General features: G+C 60.4%; 11 protein-coding genes, 1 tRNA gene and 1 pseudogene. 8 read left to right on the plus strand and 5 right to left on the minus strand.

Features of this window, described 5'->3' with window-relative positions; translation table 11 throughout:
- Positions 1-26: 26 nt before the first annotated feature.
- Complete coding sequence (locus EFD55_RS06690; protein WP_245438409.1) at positions 27-1,055, minus strand: restriction endonuclease; 1,029 nt, start codon at positions 1,053-1,055, stop codon at positions 27-29.
- A 92-nt stretch (positions 1,056-1,147) separates the two neighbouring features.
- Positions 1,148-2,083 carry an HNH endonuclease gene (locus EFD55_RS06695; protein ID WP_125843832.1) on the minus strand — a complete coding sequence of 312 codons (936 nt, stop codon included), beginning with the start codon at positions 2,081-2,083 and terminating at the stop codon, positions 1,148-1,150.
- A 311-nt stretch (positions 2,084-2,394) separates the two neighbouring features.
- On the opposite strand from EFD55_RS06695, the gene EFD55_RS06700 reads away from it, so the two are divergent.
- Both EFD55_RS06700 and EFD55_RS06705 read left to right on the plus strand, forming a co-directional pair.
- Positions 2,395-3,573, plus strand: coding sequence for a hypothetical protein (locus EFD55_RS06700; RefSeq protein WP_125843833.1), 1,179 nt, complete (start codon positions 2,395-2,397; stop codon positions 3,571-3,573).
- Between the two features lie 309 nt (positions 3,574-3,882).
- Entirely contained in the window at positions 3,883-5,010 is a 1,128-nt protein-coding gene (locus tag EFD55_RS06705; protein ID WP_245438411.1) for a hypothetical protein, read from the plus strand.
- 428 nt (positions 5,011-5,438) lie between these two features.
- Here the strand turns inward: EFD55_RS06705 and EFD55_RS33650 are convergent, their stop codons facing one another.
- A complete protein-coding gene (locus EFD55_RS33650) occupies positions 5,439-5,984 on the minus strand; it encodes a hypothetical protein (RefSeq protein WP_245438412.1) in 546 nt (181 codons plus the stop codon).
- Here EFD55_RS33650 and EFD55_RS06710 point away from each other — a divergent pair.
- From EFD55_RS06710 to EFD55_RS06730, 5 genes and pseudogenes are all read left to right on the plus strand, one after another.
- The gene (locus tag EFD55_RS06710; RefSeq protein WP_245438414.1) at positions 5,955-7,361 is read left to right on the plus strand and encodes an AAA family ATPase; all 1,407 of its coding nucleotides are present in this window, start codon (positions 5,955-5,957) and stop codon (positions 7,359-7,361) included. The genes EFD55_RS33650 and EFD55_RS06710 overlap by 30 nt on opposite strands.
- A gap of 8 nt (positions 7,362-7,369) precedes the next feature.
- On the plus strand, positions 7,370-8,173 hold the full coding sequence (locus EFD55_RS06715) for an ATP-dependent metallopeptidase FtsH/Yme1/Tma family protein (protein ID WP_245438415.1): 804 nt from the start codon (positions 7,370-7,372) through the stop codon (positions 8,171-8,173).
- A 26-nt stretch (positions 8,174-8,199) separates the two neighbouring features.
- Positions 8,200-8,985, plus strand: a complete 786-nt coding sequence (locus tag EFD55_RS06720; RefSeq protein ID WP_208653547.1) for a hypothetical protein — start codon at positions 8,200-8,202, stop codon at positions 8,983-8,985.
- Between the two features lie 555 nt (positions 8,986-9,540).
- Positions 9,541-9,852: a hypothetical protein gene (locus tag EFD55_RS06725; protein ID WP_125843837.1), complete on the plus strand. Its 312-nt coding sequence runs from the start codon at positions 9,541-9,543 to the stop codon at positions 9,850-9,852.
- 215 nt (positions 9,853-10,067) lie between these two features.
- Positions 10,068-12,401, plus strand: a pseudogene (locus EFD55_RS06730) (hypothetical protein).
- 21 nt (positions 12,402-12,422) lie between these two features.
- Here the strand turns inward: EFD55_RS06730 and EFD55_RS06735 are convergent.
- Together EFD55_RS06735 and EFD55_RS06740 are read right to left on the minus strand one after the other, a co-directional pair.
- Entirely contained in the window at positions 12,423-14,513 is a 2,091-nt protein-coding gene (locus EFD55_RS06735) for a tyrosine-type recombinase/integrase (protein WP_125843838.1), read from the minus strand.
- Positions 14,514-14,670: 157 nt separating this feature from the next.
- Positions 14,671-14,744: transfer RNA gene (locus EFD55_RS06740), tRNA-Gln, on the minus strand.
- A gap of 245 nt (positions 14,745-14,989) precedes the next feature.
- Here EFD55_RS06740 and EFD55_RS06745 point away from each other — a divergent pair.
- Positions 14,990-16,546 (plus strand): Ppx/GppA phosphatase family protein, encoded by a 1,557-nt coding sequence (locus EFD55_RS06745; protein ID WP_125843839.1) that lies wholly within the window; start codon positions 14,990-14,992, stop codon positions 16,544-16,546.
- Positions 16,547-16,553: the final 7 nt, after the last annotated feature.

Consider the following 16,553-nt stretch of genomic DNA (forward strand, 5'->3'; position numbering starts at 1 on the left):
TTATTGTCGTTGAGGGCTGAAGTCCGTCAGGACCATGCCGGAATGAAAATACGTTTCAGGGGAATAAGCTGCTGGGTCTCAAGATCGAGCTTATCGTACTGCTCGAGAAGGCTTTTCACCAGATCATCGAGATCCATCAGCGCGGTGGGAATATTGGCCCGTTCCGCCTCATAGCGAGCTTCGCGCGTAAACCCACCGGTGCTGACATAGAGGCCTTTATCCTGAGGATGACGTCCACCGAGGAAGCTGCGAACTTCCGGCGCACCCATGGCACCCTTGCGATGTTTTACCTCGACCACAATGCGCGGTGCCTCGAACCCAAAACCATCCGGCGAGGCGACGATGTCTTTGCCGCGATCGGGACCAACCTCTGAAACTCGCGTCTTGTATCCGAGAGAGCGGAGAAGGCCAGCAACGAGTTCCTGCATCTCTTCCCATGATAGAGCGTTGACTTTGTCTTTGATAAACTCATGCGCGCGGCTCGCCATGTTTTCGAACACATCGTCTTCAGCAGCCTCGCCTATGGGCGCCGTGATGTCGGTTGGCGGCGATATGTTGCCAGACAGAGCTTTCTTGAGCTCCGCTGCAACTTCGTTCGATAGCCGAAAGAGGGTCGATATTGACCCGAGGCTATTTCTGCTTTCGACTGACAGAAGATCCCGACTGACTTCGCCATGCCATCTCGCGGATCGGACCTGGGTATCTTCCGGGTCTATAGACGTGTCATGGCGGTAGGCACTGGAAATTTCGCCGACAAGATAGACCCGGCGCGATGGGTCATAAGTAACCACCATGTCGCCGGGCGCCATCTCGTTGACAAACCGATGGAGCTGGCCGGCGGCCATGGCCTGACTCTGTGGTTTGGCTCCAGCATAGACCTTCCCCAGCGCGTCGCTTATGGCCTTGCGGCTCTTCGCCTGTGAAAGATCACCGAGTGCAGGCCAACCGATGGCGACGACAGCTTTCTCTTTAAACGCGTCGAACAAACGGCCGTTTCGCTCAGCGCGCACCATCCATGATTTGGTCATCCACATCCCCTTGTGGACGAGATACATTCATCACTCGTCGCAAAATTGCAAGGTTGATCACGGTGCTACACTCCGGATGCAACAATCCGAATGCGAACCCGGAAATTAATTCCGCTTCCTTATGCCTTGAACACCCTCTCGCGGTGATATTGCAGAAACTGTGAATGCGGCCGCTCGTCCGCGCGTGCTGGGACAAACAGGCGCCTCTCTGGATTGATGAGCCTTGTGATGGTGTCGGGCACACCGCTATCGGCGATCAGCAGGCTGTAGTCGTTATCGACCGAAATCAGGCCGCGGTCGAACATCCAGTGCACGGTTCCGGACAAGGCCATACCATTCCGAACACTATCTGGCCCGCCATCTGCCACCGGACGGATGTGTGCTGCCTGGACCTCCGAGCGCCCGCCACCATTGATCAGCTTGAGCCCGGTTACGGCGCAGGTGTCGTGATAGGCCGACTTGATGGCCGCCGAGAAGGCTCGGTCCCGGAAGGGGCGCTGCACGACCTGGGATACGATCCGTCGGTCGACGCTGTCGATCTCGAAGGGCATCTGCGGATTGTCTCCAAATCCAATGCGCGCCTCCTCGACGGGATCCGGCGCCGGCCGTTCGCGGTCCCGCTTTCCGAGGACATGCGCGAAGCCAGCGCCGAGGATCAGGTCATACTCGGCGTCGGAAATGTTTCGGACAGCGCGACCGAACGCTCCCTTGTTTGTCGAGCCGTCGTCTTTTCGCAGCCCGCTCTCATAATAGTGGTCCGCCTCCTGGAAGGGGACGGCGTGATCGAAGGGCAGGAAGTCGTCGATCAGCGCATAGAAGTGGTCGGGCTTTGACGGGTCCTCGATGATGTCAACGATCCTGGCCGTCGCGAAATAGGCCTGCCTGCCGCCCGTCTTCATGAGGTCGCCGCTTGGCCGCCGCGGCTCGTAGTAGACGATCCAATCTCCCCTCGCGGCCTCGACCTGACGCAGATAGGCCCGCGGAAAATGATACCGTTGCTCCGGAAGATCGTCGTAGGTCGGAACGAGTTTCGTTGTCAGCACTGCCTTCGACATAGTGTCACTCTGTATGAAACTGCGTATCTGGTACCAGGTTGACGGGCTCTCGAAAACGGGCTCATTTACCGTAGGGGATGCAACCGAAGGGTGCGGGTGCGTTACTTAAGTATTTTCATGTAAAAAAGAATTTTCAGCAAGGCTATAGAAGTGATATAAAGTATATCATGAAGAAATTAATTGATTTTCATAAAACAAAATCTCGAAGCAACTTGCGGTAAACATTGTCTGTTATTGCGCGCTGTGCGATAATACTTATATCAATTGCGCAAATGCGGTTGGTACTTTTGCAACCCGCAAGGATCTTTGACATGACGAACAAGACAACAAAACGGGCGCCAGCCCGCTTTGACTACGACGCGCTCAACATCGGCGTGCAGAGCAAGAAGGCATTGGAAGCCGCAGCCGCCGGCATTCAGGCCCTGGGGCGCCGCTCCACGGACCAGGCCTTCGAACTAGGCGTCCTGCTGGAGCGGGCTTCCGAGCACGTAGAACCGGGCACTTTCGAAAAATGGGTATCGCAGCGATGCGACATCTCTTCGAAAACAGCCCGGAACTACCGGGCTGTTGCTCGAAACCTCGAGACTTATCGGGGGCGAGCAGTCGAGCTTGCGATCAGCCCGACAGTCCTTTTCCATCTCGCGTCCGCGCCGGAGGAGAAGGTTGAGGCTGCGTTGGCTTTTGCCGAGGAGCATGACGGCATCCGCGTCAGCGAGGTGAAGACTTTGCTTGCGGACGGCTCGGAGACGGCTTCTGACGATGAAGCCGGCGCCGAACTTGCCGACATCGGCGGTCTCGCCGGTCTGCGGGCGCTGATCGACCTCAAGACGAAGAGTGGCCTAGCCGCTTTCGTCGAAAGTGCCGCAGCGCTTGCCGCAGCAGTTGTCAGTGCTCTTGAGAGCAAGGGCAAGCGTCTGCAGAAAACGACACTCGTCCCGGTGCTTGAGCCTTTGGCTCGAGTGGCGAAGCGCAGCCTGGGCAATGTTTTGCTTCTCGATGCGCCGGGTGACGTCGACGTCCGCAAGCTCTCGGAAAGCGAGCTTTCTGCTGCGAGCCATTGGTACAAGGTCTTCCAGACGTTGGACCATCTCGGCAACAGGGAGTCGTGGCCCGAAGCCAAAGGGCTTGAAACTTGGTTGCGCCAAGACGTCCTGCTGCTGCTCGACTGGGCAACGTCGCGAACGAAGAAACCCGAATGGCCGCTTGAAGCCCCAGGCGCTCCGAAGTCCGCAGACGCAGTCATGCGAAGTGGCCTTGAGGCGCTTGGCGGCGTGGTAAGGGTTGAGTCGCCAAGCCTTGATCCGGCTGATGACAATGGCGCTGCCGTCCGGGACTTCCAGCCGCCGGCGTTCCTGGCGCGTCCGGTTTCGACAGGGAACGCTGACGCTGAGCCCTCCAACGTCATCTCGATGCTTTCGACTGAAAACCGGTCGGGGCTGAGGAAGCCGGCTTGGCTGAAGCCAAAACCCGCTGAGATCTCGGCGGACTGAACATAAGAAAGGGGCTTTCGAGCCCCTTTCTTGATTCCAGCGTCGTGGTCGGCGTCCGGTTCGCCCGGAAGATCGCATGGCGTTTGCGGGGGGTGTTGACCACCATGCAGCCGGCGGACTTCCCGCGTAGGTCCCTTGTTAACCGCGTTCGGGATCCGTTCTCTTTTTGCCTGAGGGGTCCTTGAGATCTGGTTCCGGTCCTGTCAGGTATGTGCGGCTCCGAGGTGATCGGAGTAAGCGGCCCAAGCCGGTGTTTGCACCACCGACAAGGGCCTGACCCTCAAGCCTTACGTTAGAAGGAATCGGGCTTTGACCAACCTACACTCTTCGTCCCCTGCGGGGGAAGTTCTGCGCGCCCCGTCTGCGGTTTCTTCCACCGTCAACCACTCGACGGCATCGTCCTTGCGCCGGCACTTTGCCGAGCGCCAAGCTGTTCACGCCGAGCCGCCGGTGCTGCGCCGTCATCCGCACCTGGTGCGTTACCCTGACATTGAAGCGGACTTCGACGTCTTGATCGACAAGGCCATCGCGGTGATTGCCGAAGGCGAGCCGACCGAGGACGAGATCCTCGGCCACTACGTCAACGTCGCGTCCTTGGTGCGCGCCGTGTCGTTCCGCGAGGGCAAGCTCCTGGAACAGGCGGTGGAACGGCTGGCCAAGGCAAATCCCAACCTCGTCGTCCTCCTGCAATCGATCAAGTTGCCGCTTGTGAAGGCGGCCATTGAGGCAGTCGCCGGCAATGATTGGCGCCAGCTCGAGGACGTGCGGCTCGATTGCGACGCGCCCGCCAAGGGCAGCTACACGCCGGACCTGATCCTTGTGAACCGCGCAAAGCGCGCCGCCTTCGTGCTTGATCTCAAGCGGTCGCTTGCCTCCTATGGCGACACCAGCCGGCTGGAAGAGCTGAAGCTCAGGATGTTAGCGTCGGCGATGATCCTGCCCGACTGGCTCTACAAGACCCAGAAGCGGCTGATGGTCGAGACGGTCGGTGTTGCCATCATCGATGGGGCGAGCCGCCCGAGCGATCATGCGGCAGGCGTCTGGGCCCTGTCTGAGATCGACGACTTGTTGGAGATCGATGGCGCGGCGGCTTGCATGGCGGAACTGCGCCTGCGTTTCGGGCGTCGCGTGCAGCAACTTCTGGAGGCGGAGGCGCGACGTGCGCTCGGAATTCCGGATGCCGCAACGCCGGTGCTGACATCGGGGTCCGCAAGCCCCACACCTTCCCGGCGTCTCGGAATCCTCCGCGCCACCCGTCGCATCATGATCTGTGATGATCCGGCGTGCTGCGATGAGCATAGATCCGGATGCTGCTGTGGCGACGACGATCCTTTCGACGACGGGCGGGATGACCCGGAAGCGAAAGATGATGCTGCATCCTCGTGGCCTCCCCAGCACATCCGCGTCGGCTTTGCGAGGCGTTTGCTCGACGCCTGAACGCGTCCGCCGTTCGCACTGGCTGAGGTGATGGCTGCGCGGCGCTGATGCCCGCGGCCAGCCTTTCCCTGTTCCCTTCATGCTCTGAATATGCCGGTGACCAAAGTTGGACCGGCGAGGAGATCTTGCGTGTCCGCAGAAATCTTGCCCACCTCATCATCGCCGCCCAAATTACGCGGTCCTGGCAGAACTGGCGCTGCGTTGTCCGGCAGGCGTCATCGCGTTTGCCAAGATGACCCGGCGCTGGTCGTCGGCCTCGCACTCGCCTTCACCCGGCAAGGACATGGCGACGCCGCAGCCGTTCCGCCCATGCTCCTTGATCGGCTGCGCCGCCACTCATGTTCTGGCGATCCAGCTTGCCGCCTGGTCCTCGACTGGCTCACTGAGAAAGCAAACACGCGGCACGATCGGGCTGTCTCTAGCGACCGTCATGCCACTGCCCAGCGCGCCGGTCCTGTGGAAGTTGTTTCCTCTTCTTCGGCAAGCACCATGGAGGAAAGCTGATGGATCGTCTTTCTTCTTTCCTGCTTCGGCGTCTGCGCCATGTTCAGCGCCGCGAGATCCGGCGGCTGGCTGTCCGCAACGGTCTGCTGATGATGACAACCGCCATCATCGACGGCCTTGTCGTCGGCCGCTACGTTCCGGCCTTCGATCCCTCCCATCTGGCGGGCGAGGTGGACCAAGACCGACAGTGGATCCGCGATCGTCTCGCTGCCTTCTTTATCGACCTTCCGCAGGACACGAGTGGGCGAGCCGACCTGCTGTCGGCCGCGCCTGTGTGGCCGGCGCAGCTCAGGCGGCGCTTGCCGACCGGGAACGGCGCTGACGATGGTGCACTCGCCTATGCGGTCAGGGTTGTCGCTGAGGCAGGTGAGGTGCTTGGCATCAAAACGATGGCGACCGTCCTGTTGCTCGCAGCGGCCATTGAGGAATCCGGCGTCGAGTTGCGCGATCTGGTCTCGTTCCTTCGTCAACCTGCTGGGGTCTTTTCCGTGCAGGTGTCGGTCGAAGGTTTCGAGCGGGCGTTGCCGCACCTTGTCGAAGAAACGGCCTTTGTACCGTTCGGTCCTTATGTCGGCATGGCCGCTGATTTTAGCTTCATGGACGAGCTCTGGAGGTATGTGGAAGGCCAAGCCAAACGTGTCTTCCTGCAAATTCCGGTCGCTCAGACTTATCGCCCGAGCCGTTCGTCCATGCGCGCTCAGTTGCTCTGGGCCTTGGCGCAAGGCTCGCCGGTTCTCGCCGTGGCTGAAACCCACCAAGGCGTTCCGGATCAAGTCGATTTGACGAGCGATGTGCGGCTGACCGGCGGAGGGATCAGTGTCACACTCCTCGCCAACCTGCTGGAAGCAGTCTATGGCAGCGATTCAGTGTCGCGCCATGATCGCCTCATCGCGGTGATCGATGCGGGCGCCCTGACGCTCGACGATCTCGCCATTGCCATCCGGCCTGGTCGACCGATCTTGTCCAGTATCGAAGCACTGGCGGGACTTGCGGTCCATAACCGCGAAGAGCGGCACAGCGAAAAAGACAAAGACAACGCGGCGTCCTCGCGGCGGCTGATTACCGAGCACCCCAGCGGGCGGTCAGCGTCCTCGTCGCAAGATCGCGACGCCGGGGGCGAGACCTCATCGTCGTCGGGCAAACGCAGATCGAAGGCCCAGCCAACCGGCGCGGAAGTGATCCAGCCTGTGCCTGCAGATGCTGGAACGCCAGGAGAGGGCAGCCCGCCGCTACTGGTGGAGACCTTGACCGGCTACGGCGGAGCGAAGGAGTGGGCGCTTGGTTTGAAGTCGGATCTGGTGGATTACCTCAACGGCGATCTGGCCTGGTCCCACATGAGCACCAAGCTGCTTCTCTCCGGGCCGCCGGGAACGGGCAAGACGACGTTTGCGCGCGCGATGTGCAACAGCCTGCGGATCCCGCTGGTCGTGACCTCCGTCTCGACATGGCTGCAGGGCGAATACCTGAGCGCCGTGCTTGATCGGATGGCAAACACCTTCGCCGAGGCACGAGCGCGGGCGCCATGCATTCTCTTCGTCGACGAAATCGACGGTATCGGTCAGCGGGTCTCGGCATCGCGGGAATATGCAGACTACTGGAATGCATGCGTCAACAAGCTCCTGGAGCTGCTCGACGGCGCGGTCAAAAGCGAGGGCGTCATCGTCGTCGGCGCCACCAACCGACCGAACGAGATCGACGAGGCGATCCGCCGGTCCGGAAGGTTGGAGACGCATATCGAGATCCCACGACCCGATATCCCCGCGCTTGCCGGCATCCTCGCTCATCACTTGAGCGCCGACCTCAACGTCATCGTAGAAGCGGAAGCTCAGAAAGGAGCAAGGCCATGAGCAGGGCGGTGGAAACCATCCACGCGGCAGGTGAGCCGGATGGGGCCGGTAGCACAAACACGAACCAAGGTGTCCGTGATCCCCGCCCGTATTGCGATGACGAATCGGTAGCACAGGCGCTGTTGCGTTTGGCGACGCGGGCGATAGGCCTCACCGGCGCCGACATCGAACGCGTCGTGCGTGAGGCACGGTTGAAAGCGCGGCGCGAAAAGCGGCGCCTGACCTATGGCGATATCGAAGCCGGCATCCGTGGTCACCGACCGCCGGTTCCCTATGACGTCCGCTGGAGGCTTGCGATTCACGAGGCGGGTCATGCCGTCGTCCATCATGCTTTGCGTCTTGGTTCCATCAAGAGTCTGACAATCGACGCCAAAGACGGCGGCCACAATGCAGTGACGTTCGCGACTGGCGCACCCGATACCGTGGAATGGTACGGGCGGCTGCTTGCCATGCTGTTAGCCGGACGAGCAGCGGAACTTATCGTGCTGAAGGCTGTATCCGCGGGCTCCGGCGGCGCGGAGCAGAGCGATCTCGCCCGCGCCACGCGGATCGCCCTCGATATGGAACAAGTGCTTGGCTTCGGTGGTCGCTATCCGCTGCTTTATCTCGAACACAAGGATCCGACCGCCATCCTCAGTCGAGACGCAGATCTGGCAAAGCGGGTGCATGAGCGTCTGGAGTTTGCGCAGGCGAGGGCCACCGAGGTGATTTTCGAACACCGAGCGGCATTCGACCGGCTGGTCCGGGCGCTGTTCGACGCCCAGGCCCTTGATGGCGATGCTGTGATGGACATCCTAGCCTCCACCTCCTAGACCTTGTGGGGACATGGGAGGTCAGGATGTCTGTGGCGGTCATTGCTCACTGCGACTGGAGTATCGACCGCAAAAAGCGGTGGATGTGCGTCGCCGTCCGACAGGCGACGAAATGGATCTTGTCGGCGCCAGAGCCTGTCGGCGAAACGAATGACCTCATCCCTAGGCTGCGAAGCTGCGCCGAAACAGACGCCGCGCTGCTGATGGGGTTTGATTTCCCGATCGGCCTGCCGGCCGCTTATGGCAAAGCCTTGGGTCTCGCCAACTTCCGCTCTGCCTTGCGAGCTTTTGGCGGCGAGCGATTTGCGCGGTGGTTCGACGTCGCGGAACATCGCAACGACATCGCCATCGATCGTCCCTTCTATCCCATGCGGCCCGGCGGGACACAGCGTCGACACCTGTTTGATGCCTTGGGAGTCGGGAGCGGCCGTGAGCTTCTGCGCCGTTGCGAGCGCGCAACGGCGGACCGTGGCGATGCCTGCATGCTGTTTTGGACGCTGGGTGGCAATCAGGTAGGTAAAGCCGCCATAAGCGGCTGGCGAGAGATCATTATCCCGAACGTTTCGGAGCTAGTTCTATGGCCTTTCGACGGAAGCCTTGCTGATCTCACAAAGCCCGGAGCAACTGTTGTTCTGAAACGTATCCAGGAGATGTCTACAGTCAACTTGGCATTCCGCGGCGCCCCGTGTGGAGCAAGCGACAGCAGGCTGGCCGCCGTACTGCTGGAGGCCATCTCCTCCGATGGTTGGCCGACCGCCCCCACATCGGCGGCGCGGCGCTGGAGGCGGCGATCACTGATGGGTTTGGCATAGACAAGACCGGTGAGGATCGGTTCGATGCCGTCGTTGGTCTGTTCGGAATGATCGACGTCGCCGAGCGGCGCCGCACTGAAGGAGTGCCAGAGGACGATGACGTCGCGACCTGGGAAGGTTGGATACTCGGCCAGCGGTCATGAGGTCAGCGGATCGGGCACGCGTAAACTGAAACGACGTGATATCAATTGCCGGCAACCTGAAACAAATTGCGCTCATTCGATTCAGACTGATGGGCGAACGATTCCAAGTCATGGACTGACGTTTCGATAGTCCCGCCCGACGATTCCTATCCACAATATTCCGATTCACGGATTTTCGAGGGAGGCTGCGGACGTCTCCACCTGCCGCCTGCTCACTGAGCCTCGGTCCCACGGTTTGCCGGTAATTTGTTTCGACGTGCGCTCAACGCGAGTCAAATTGCGCTCATTCGATTCAAGGTCCCGGAATTCCGATTCAGAGCACAATGATTCCGTTGCCGCGACAAATGGGTTGCGCCGGTCCGCCGGTCCTTTGACCATGGAAGTCCCATCCATAACAAAAAGGGAGGACATCATGGCACCACAGACCCCGGACGAGCGGAACGCCAGGCAGAGGGAGCGGCAGCAGCGGCTTCGGGACCGGCATAGAGATGAGCGGCGCCCGGATCGCGACGACGTCGCTCGGGCCTTGCTGTTCTGGGCGATCACAAGCTATCTCAAGGAAGGGCGGCCCGACCGGATTGACCAGCTTTCCGACGCGGCTGTTGCCGTGCTGAGCGACCAGGGTTTCGACAAGCGGGCGTCCTACGACGTCTTCGACGGCATTGTCGATCGTTATGCCCGCGATGACCAGCCCTTCCGCCGCAAGGTTCACCTCCGAGCCTGACGATCTCTCGGCCTCTTAATCTGATGACCGGCTTTGCAAACGGTGTTCTCATGAGGGAACTTCGTCCCCCCCGTTACTTCTTGAAACGCCGTTTGCAGAGGAATCGATTTTTTCAGAATCCGCTGCTTTAATGCCCGGACAGTTACCGGAGTTTAATCGCCATCACATAGCCCGCGTGCCCCGCATCCGCGGGAAACGTAACAACAGCTATGTGAATGGAAATGAACGAATTTTCTGCGAAGACTTTTCAACGCAAGATCGATGCCTTCTGCCAACTCCGCCTCTCGCCGGTCCTGAAAGTCGATGAGCTACATCGACTGAGGGATTACCTGTACTTTCTCATTAAGGCGAGGCGGTCAGCACCTCGAATTAACGGGAAGACCGACTGGGCCGTCGTTGCAGCGGCGTCCGGCATCGATGCCAAGCAACTCGCTGCGAATGCGCGTCAGATCGATCCTGCCCTCGATGCGATCGCTCGGTGGATCCGAGATACTCGCCTCGCACCTGGTGCCGAGAAACCTGAAGCGCGTAAACCAGCGAAGACGTCGAGGGCGAGGGCGGCGGCGCCAGCGGTTAGTCGAGTGGCGCCGCAAGTGCCGGAGCCCCCATCAAAGCCGAAGCCTGCCGGCGTGACGTCGGCCCGCGTCAACGTCGAGTTTCCCGAAGCCCTGTTCAAAGTCTGGGCGGATCCGACGGACTTCGCGGAGGCACTGCAATTGCATCTTCGGCGCCACGGAGAAACCTATTGGACGCTTTATCGCGGCATCATCGGCCCTGACGATCTGACGGATAAGAATACGCTGTTGAGCTGGATCGAAGGCCGCCGTGTGCCGCGCAGCACCGAGAGTTTCCACGTGCTATCCCGCATCGAGCAGCGCTATCGGCTTCCGGAGGGCTATTTCAAGGCAAAGCTTCCGCACCCGTCACGATCCGCCTCGGGTTTTAACCTTTCCGGGATCGAACCGGCGGAGCGGCGCCGGCTCGCGTGGCATCTGCCGGAGGACTTCAATGCGCTGCCGTTTCAGAAGCGCGAAGAGATCGTCGACTGGGTTCGGCGCGTTATCATCAGCGGATCGACCGACTACAGAAAGTTTCAGGCGGCGGCCGCCAAGCAGCGATATGCGATCCGCTTTCCAGGCGTGTCCTATGGCGGTCGGGCGCCGAGGGACGGGAAGATCCTCGCTCCCGCCAACTATGAGGAAACGTGGATAGAAGATCCCGACCTGCTGTCTGGTGTCATCGAGGCGCCGCCGGCGCTGGCCATGGAAATGGCCGACCTGGTGCGCTTCAAGACTTCGGCTCTCACGTCGGTCGGTTTCCAGCGAAACGGTGTCTGGGGCGAGGAGACGGCCTCTCAGAAGATCGAGCATCTGGGGCTGATGTTTGGCGCTCTCGCCGCAGCTAAGGATGGGGAGGTCAGGGGCTATGGCGTGCCTCTGCGTCAACTGACCTTCGGCCTGTTGCTCTTTCCCGGCGTCTGGGACTGGTACCTGCAATGGCGGGAAACCCGGCGCGGCTTCTTCACCGCCTGGGAAGTCGACATGCTACGGATCGCCTTGGCGATCACGAAGGAGGGCACCGGATGGCTTCGACAGCATCCTGAACTTCTATCGCGAGTCCAGCCGATCGCCGGTCTCGTTTCGCAGAATGAAATCGACTATGCCCATGCGGATTGGCATGGCGCCTGCGACGACTTCCACAAGCACGCGGCTCATCGTGTGAAGGAAATCCAGCGGATCGCCCGTGTCCACCGCGATCCGTTCGAGCCGATCATGCCGGTCCTTGAGGTAGCCAGCCCTGTCGGCGAGTACCGCAAGATCACCGAGGAGATCATCCGCCTGATGCCGGATGAACATCGTTATCCTCGGCCGGCTGCCGAAGCCGTTCGCGCATTTTTGATGTTGAGGTTGGGTTTGCATCTCGGACTGCGGCAGAAAAATCTGCGTCAGCTCATGCTTTGCCCTAAAGGCCATATGCCGCGCTCTGAGCGTGTTCTGGAAAAGATGAAGCGGGGCGAGATTCGCTGGAGTGACAGAGAAGGCGGTTGGGAGGTATTCATCCCGGCGGTCGCGTTCAAAAACGCGCACTCGTCTTTCTTTGGCGACAAGCCGTTTCGTCTCGTGCTGCCTGATCTCCTGGATCTCTACAAATATATAGACGCCTACGTCGAACGACATCGGTCGGTGCTGCTACGCTCCGCCGCCGATCCTGGTACGTTCTTAGTCAAGACCGTCAAGACGACCAGCACGGATGCCGCTTACGACGTTACGACCTTCTACGAGGCCTGGCGTCTGACTATCCAGCGTTACGGGATCTACAACCCTTACACCGGGCGAGGCGCAATTAAGGGGCTGTTGCCGCACGGTCCTCACAATGTGCGCGATGTGCTTGCGACCCACATCCTGAAGCAGACCGGCTCCTACGAGCAGGCGAGTTACGCGATTTAGGACACTGCCGATATGGTCGCCAAACACTATGGGCGTTTCCTTCCCCAGGATAAGGCAGCGCTTGCCGCTCGTATTCTCAATCAGGTCTGGGAGGCCGCATAACTTTCAACGAGACGTCGGAAATTATTTCCGGCGTCTCGCCTCGGTTTTGGCCTCGCGCGCCCAGGGCGGCGGCACCCGTTGTTCGATCCACGGCAGCAGCTTGATCGGCTTCGCCTCGATCTCCGACGTGATGATCGGATACTTGCCGAGGGCGTCGCGCATCAATGGGAGACCGGCGGGGTTCGTATAACGACTGTTGGTTTCGCTTCCATCAGAAAGACGCCCGGAAATATCGTCGATGACCTCCGTAGAAACGCCAGCTTGTTTCAACGTGTCCGCCATACCATGACGGAGCGCGTGGAAAGCGCGCTTCCACATTTTACTTCCTAAAGCCTCCTGCATGATCGGGTTGAAAACGTCGTAGAAACGGTCGCCCGGATCATTCCTTGTCTTGTGGGAAATAAGGTCCGGGAACACGGCTTTGTATCCCAGCGCCTCTAGAGCAACGCAGTAGTCCATGAAGCCCAAACGGATCAACTCATCTGGAAGAGGCAGCACCCGCTCCGACTGCTCGGTCTTGAGGCGCCGAAACTCGTTCGTCCGAAGGACAAGCACCAGGCCGTCGTCATCTTCCTCGATATCGTTTAAGGAAAGACCAGCGAACTCCTTCCTGCGGCCGCCAAGATAGGTGTACATGAGAGGCAGGAAGTAGGCCGCGTCATGGAAGACGTGTGGACCCGGCTTTTTGCGGCCACGATCGTGGTCCAACGACCCGGTGTAGACGGGGCATGAGAAAATCGGTTTGATTTCGTCCGGCGTCGGTTTGTGTTGCTGCTTGCGAACAGAACCGGCCTTGGGCTTTTTCGGTCTCAGTCCCTCGAAGCTCCAATCGTCGAGTTCAAAGCCATGCCCGCGCACATGCTTGAGGAAGTGGTTAAGATTTCCGAAGTGCTTGCGGATGGTCGCGGCGCTCAGGCCGACGGCCGCCTCCTTGCCCTCCGTCTCGGCCTGCTCGCGCAGCCTCTGACCTTCGGCCCGTAGCTCGGGTGCCGACATCGCCCTCATTTTGGCGCTCTGCCCCCAACGTATCGGAATGTTATTGAAGTGCTGGCGCAGCTTGCCGATGTGGTATTGGCTGATCTGACCGGTGTGCTCGATGCCGTATTCTTCAAGCACGCTCTTGAACATGCGAACCAAAGCGCGGGCATCACGTGCCGTACTGTCGTCCCAAGCGTCCTTCATGTTCTTGACGAGCTGTTCGCACTCGGCCTCGAAATCCGCGACCTGAATAACGGGCTGCGTCTTCAGACCATCGTCCCTTTCGATAGCAGCGTGTCGCGGTGATGGAGAAAGATCGAGCACGGCGATCGGGAAGGGCTCGGGAGGCTTTGGTGTCGGAGCAACATCGACCGGAATCGCGATCAGAGGCGCCGGTGGCATGACGACCTCCGTTGCCTGTTCGTTGGCAACAGGCTGCGGATCTGGCCTTGACCCACCAGTGAGTTCACTGAGATTTCGGTCTGCGAGTGAATGCCTTTCTGCGACGTCGAACAGCGCTTCCGCCCGGCCACTAAAATAGGCCTTCATCGCCTTTTCGTGGTTGAGGGGATTTTGGCTGATATCGAACTGATGCATCAGCATCCGAATTCCATCCTGGAAGCCACGGGTGTTCGCCTCATGAAGCAGTTCGAGATAGTTCGATCTGATCGCAGAGATATGTGAGGCAGGGACCCCGTTTTCGAGCAGGTACTTGGATCCGCTGCAGCCTTCCTCTAGCGTCAGTTTCTGGCGGATGCCAAACATGGCGAGCAGCTTGTATGCCCAGCCATTCTCCAGATCGAGTTCCAGTTCCTCGATGTCAGCCGGACGGCCATAGCGCCTCGCGACGATCGAGACGTCTTCGAGATGCAAGAGCATCACGTCGCGTTCGTGTTCGCAAAGTTTCTGAAGCTGGGCCTTCGACATCGGTTCCTTCGATTTCATCTTCAGCTCGGCCATCAGCGTGTTGAGCTTTCTGCCGATGACTTCAGCCTTTTTATGATCGGAACAATGAAGGCTCAGTGAAAGCCGGCTGCCCGGACCGCACCGGGCGAAAGAAGTGGGAACACGTGCGCGCCAGTAAAAGATGTTGCCGCGGCGAATAAGGTTCTCGACGTCGTGGCGGACCGCCATGGGTATTTGCCCTTGCCTGCCACCGGCGACGCCGCCACGTGTTTTCCGCGTGGGCATCACCTGTGGGCTACAGTTCTGGGCATCAGGTCGCCAATGATGCCAAAACGATATCCGGCACGACTGGAAAATCAAGGAATTAAGGGGATTTAGAGAGAATTGGCTGGGGAACCTGGATTCGAACCAAGATCGACGGAGTCAGAGTCCGCTGTTCTACCATTGAACTATTCCCCAGCAAAAGCGAACCGGCGGGCGGTTCGGCTGGTGTGCGGCGCTTATAAACAAAAGCCGGGGGATTGCAAATACCTGTTTTGAAAAAAATCCGTCATGCGGGAGGGCGGCGCAACTCGTCCTCAAATCCCCTGTCCAAAAAAGAATTTGGCGATTTCGGCGGGCGCTGATATTCTTGCGGCAACGCAAAAATCGAATGAGCGCCTGCTGCATACCTCCGGACTTGCGCGGCGCGATGGAAAACGAACGTGGAAGACCCCGAAGGCGGCGCAAAGCCGCAATTTGACGGGGCGTCGGCGGTAGGGCGCAAGGACGGCAAAAAGTCCAGGCGCCGCAAGGGCAAGCGTGGCGGGCAATCCCGCAACGCGGCTTATCCCGCTTCGCATGAGCTTTCCGGCGATGCCGGACAGCCTGCACGCCCGCTAGAGGATGCAGCCGGGAATCCGGCCCGCAAGCGAAAGCGTCGCCGTCGTGGCGGCCAAGGTGCTGTGCAGGACGGTTCACTTCAATCTCCTGCCATGGAACAGCCGGGAGTGGCAGGCCACGCAGCCCGGCCCGACAGCGATTCGGCGCCGAGCCGGCGCAATCGTCGGAAACATCGCGGCAAGCGCGGTCTGCAGGGCCGACCGCTGATACCGGCGAAGCCCTCCGGCGCAACGCAGCAGGGAAACCGTACGGAAGAGACGGCGCGCAGTGCCGATCCGCGCGAAGCGCAGAATGGCGCAACCGCCAGCCGCAAGGGTCGCCAGGATAACGATGCGCGTCCCGGTCGCGAGGGAGATCGCGAGCACGCGTGGCCGGACGAGCTCTATGCCGCTCTCGATCTCGGCACCAACAATTGCCGTCTGCTGATCGCACAGCCGACCCGTCCGGGACAATTCCGCGTCGTCGACGCCTTCTCTCGCATCGTGCGCCTCGGCGAAGGGCTTGCGGCAAGCGGCCGTCTGTCCGACGAGGCGATGGAGAGAGCAGTCGAGGCGCTGCGGATCTGCGCCTCCAAGCTGAGGAGCCGGGAGATCCGCCGCATGCGGCTGATCGCCACCGAGGCTTGCCGCCAGGCGGTCAATGGCGAGGAATTCCTCAGCCGGGTCGTTGCGGAAACCGGCCTTGCGCTCGAGATCATCGACCGGGAAACGGAAGCGCGGCTTGCCGTCTCCGGCTGCTCCTCGCTGGTCGGGCGTGAGACGCGCTCCGTCGTGCTCTTCGATATCGGCGGCGGTTCGTCGGAGATCGCCGTTATCCGCATCGGCGACAACCGCTTCAGCCGGCTGGCCAATCACATCACCCACTGGACCTCGCTGCCGGTTGGCGTCGTGACGCTGTCGGAGCGCCATGGCGGACGCGACGTCACGCCGGAGATCTTCGAGGGCATGGTGCGCGAGGTCGAAGGCATGCTCGGGTGTTTCGATTGCCCTGAGATAGAGGTTGCCCAGACGAGCGATTTTCATCTGATCGGCACGTCGGGCACGGTGACGACGCTAGCCGGCGTTCATCTCGACCTGCCGCGTTATGACCGGCGCAAGGTCGATGGCATCTGGCTGTCCGATGGCGAGGTCTCCGCCATGCAGGCGAAACTGCTTTCCTGGGATTTTGCAAGCCGAGCTGCCAACCCCTGCATTGGGCCTGATCGCGCCGATCTGGTCCTTGCCGGCTGTGCCATCCTCGAAGCGATCCGCCGCCGCTGGCCGAGCCCGCGCATGCGCGTTGCCGACCGCGGCTTGAGGGAAGGCCTGCTCACAGACATGATGGCCGATGACGGCGTGTGGCGGCGGAACCGCAACCGCCGCGGCCAGCGCGCGAGATAAGGGGAAG

The sequence above is a fragment of the Rhizobium pisi genome (assembly GCF_003938655.1).
GTDB classification, from domain to species: Bacteria; Pseudomonadota; Alphaproteobacteria; order Rhizobiales; family Rhizobiaceae; genus Rhizobium; species Rhizobium pisi.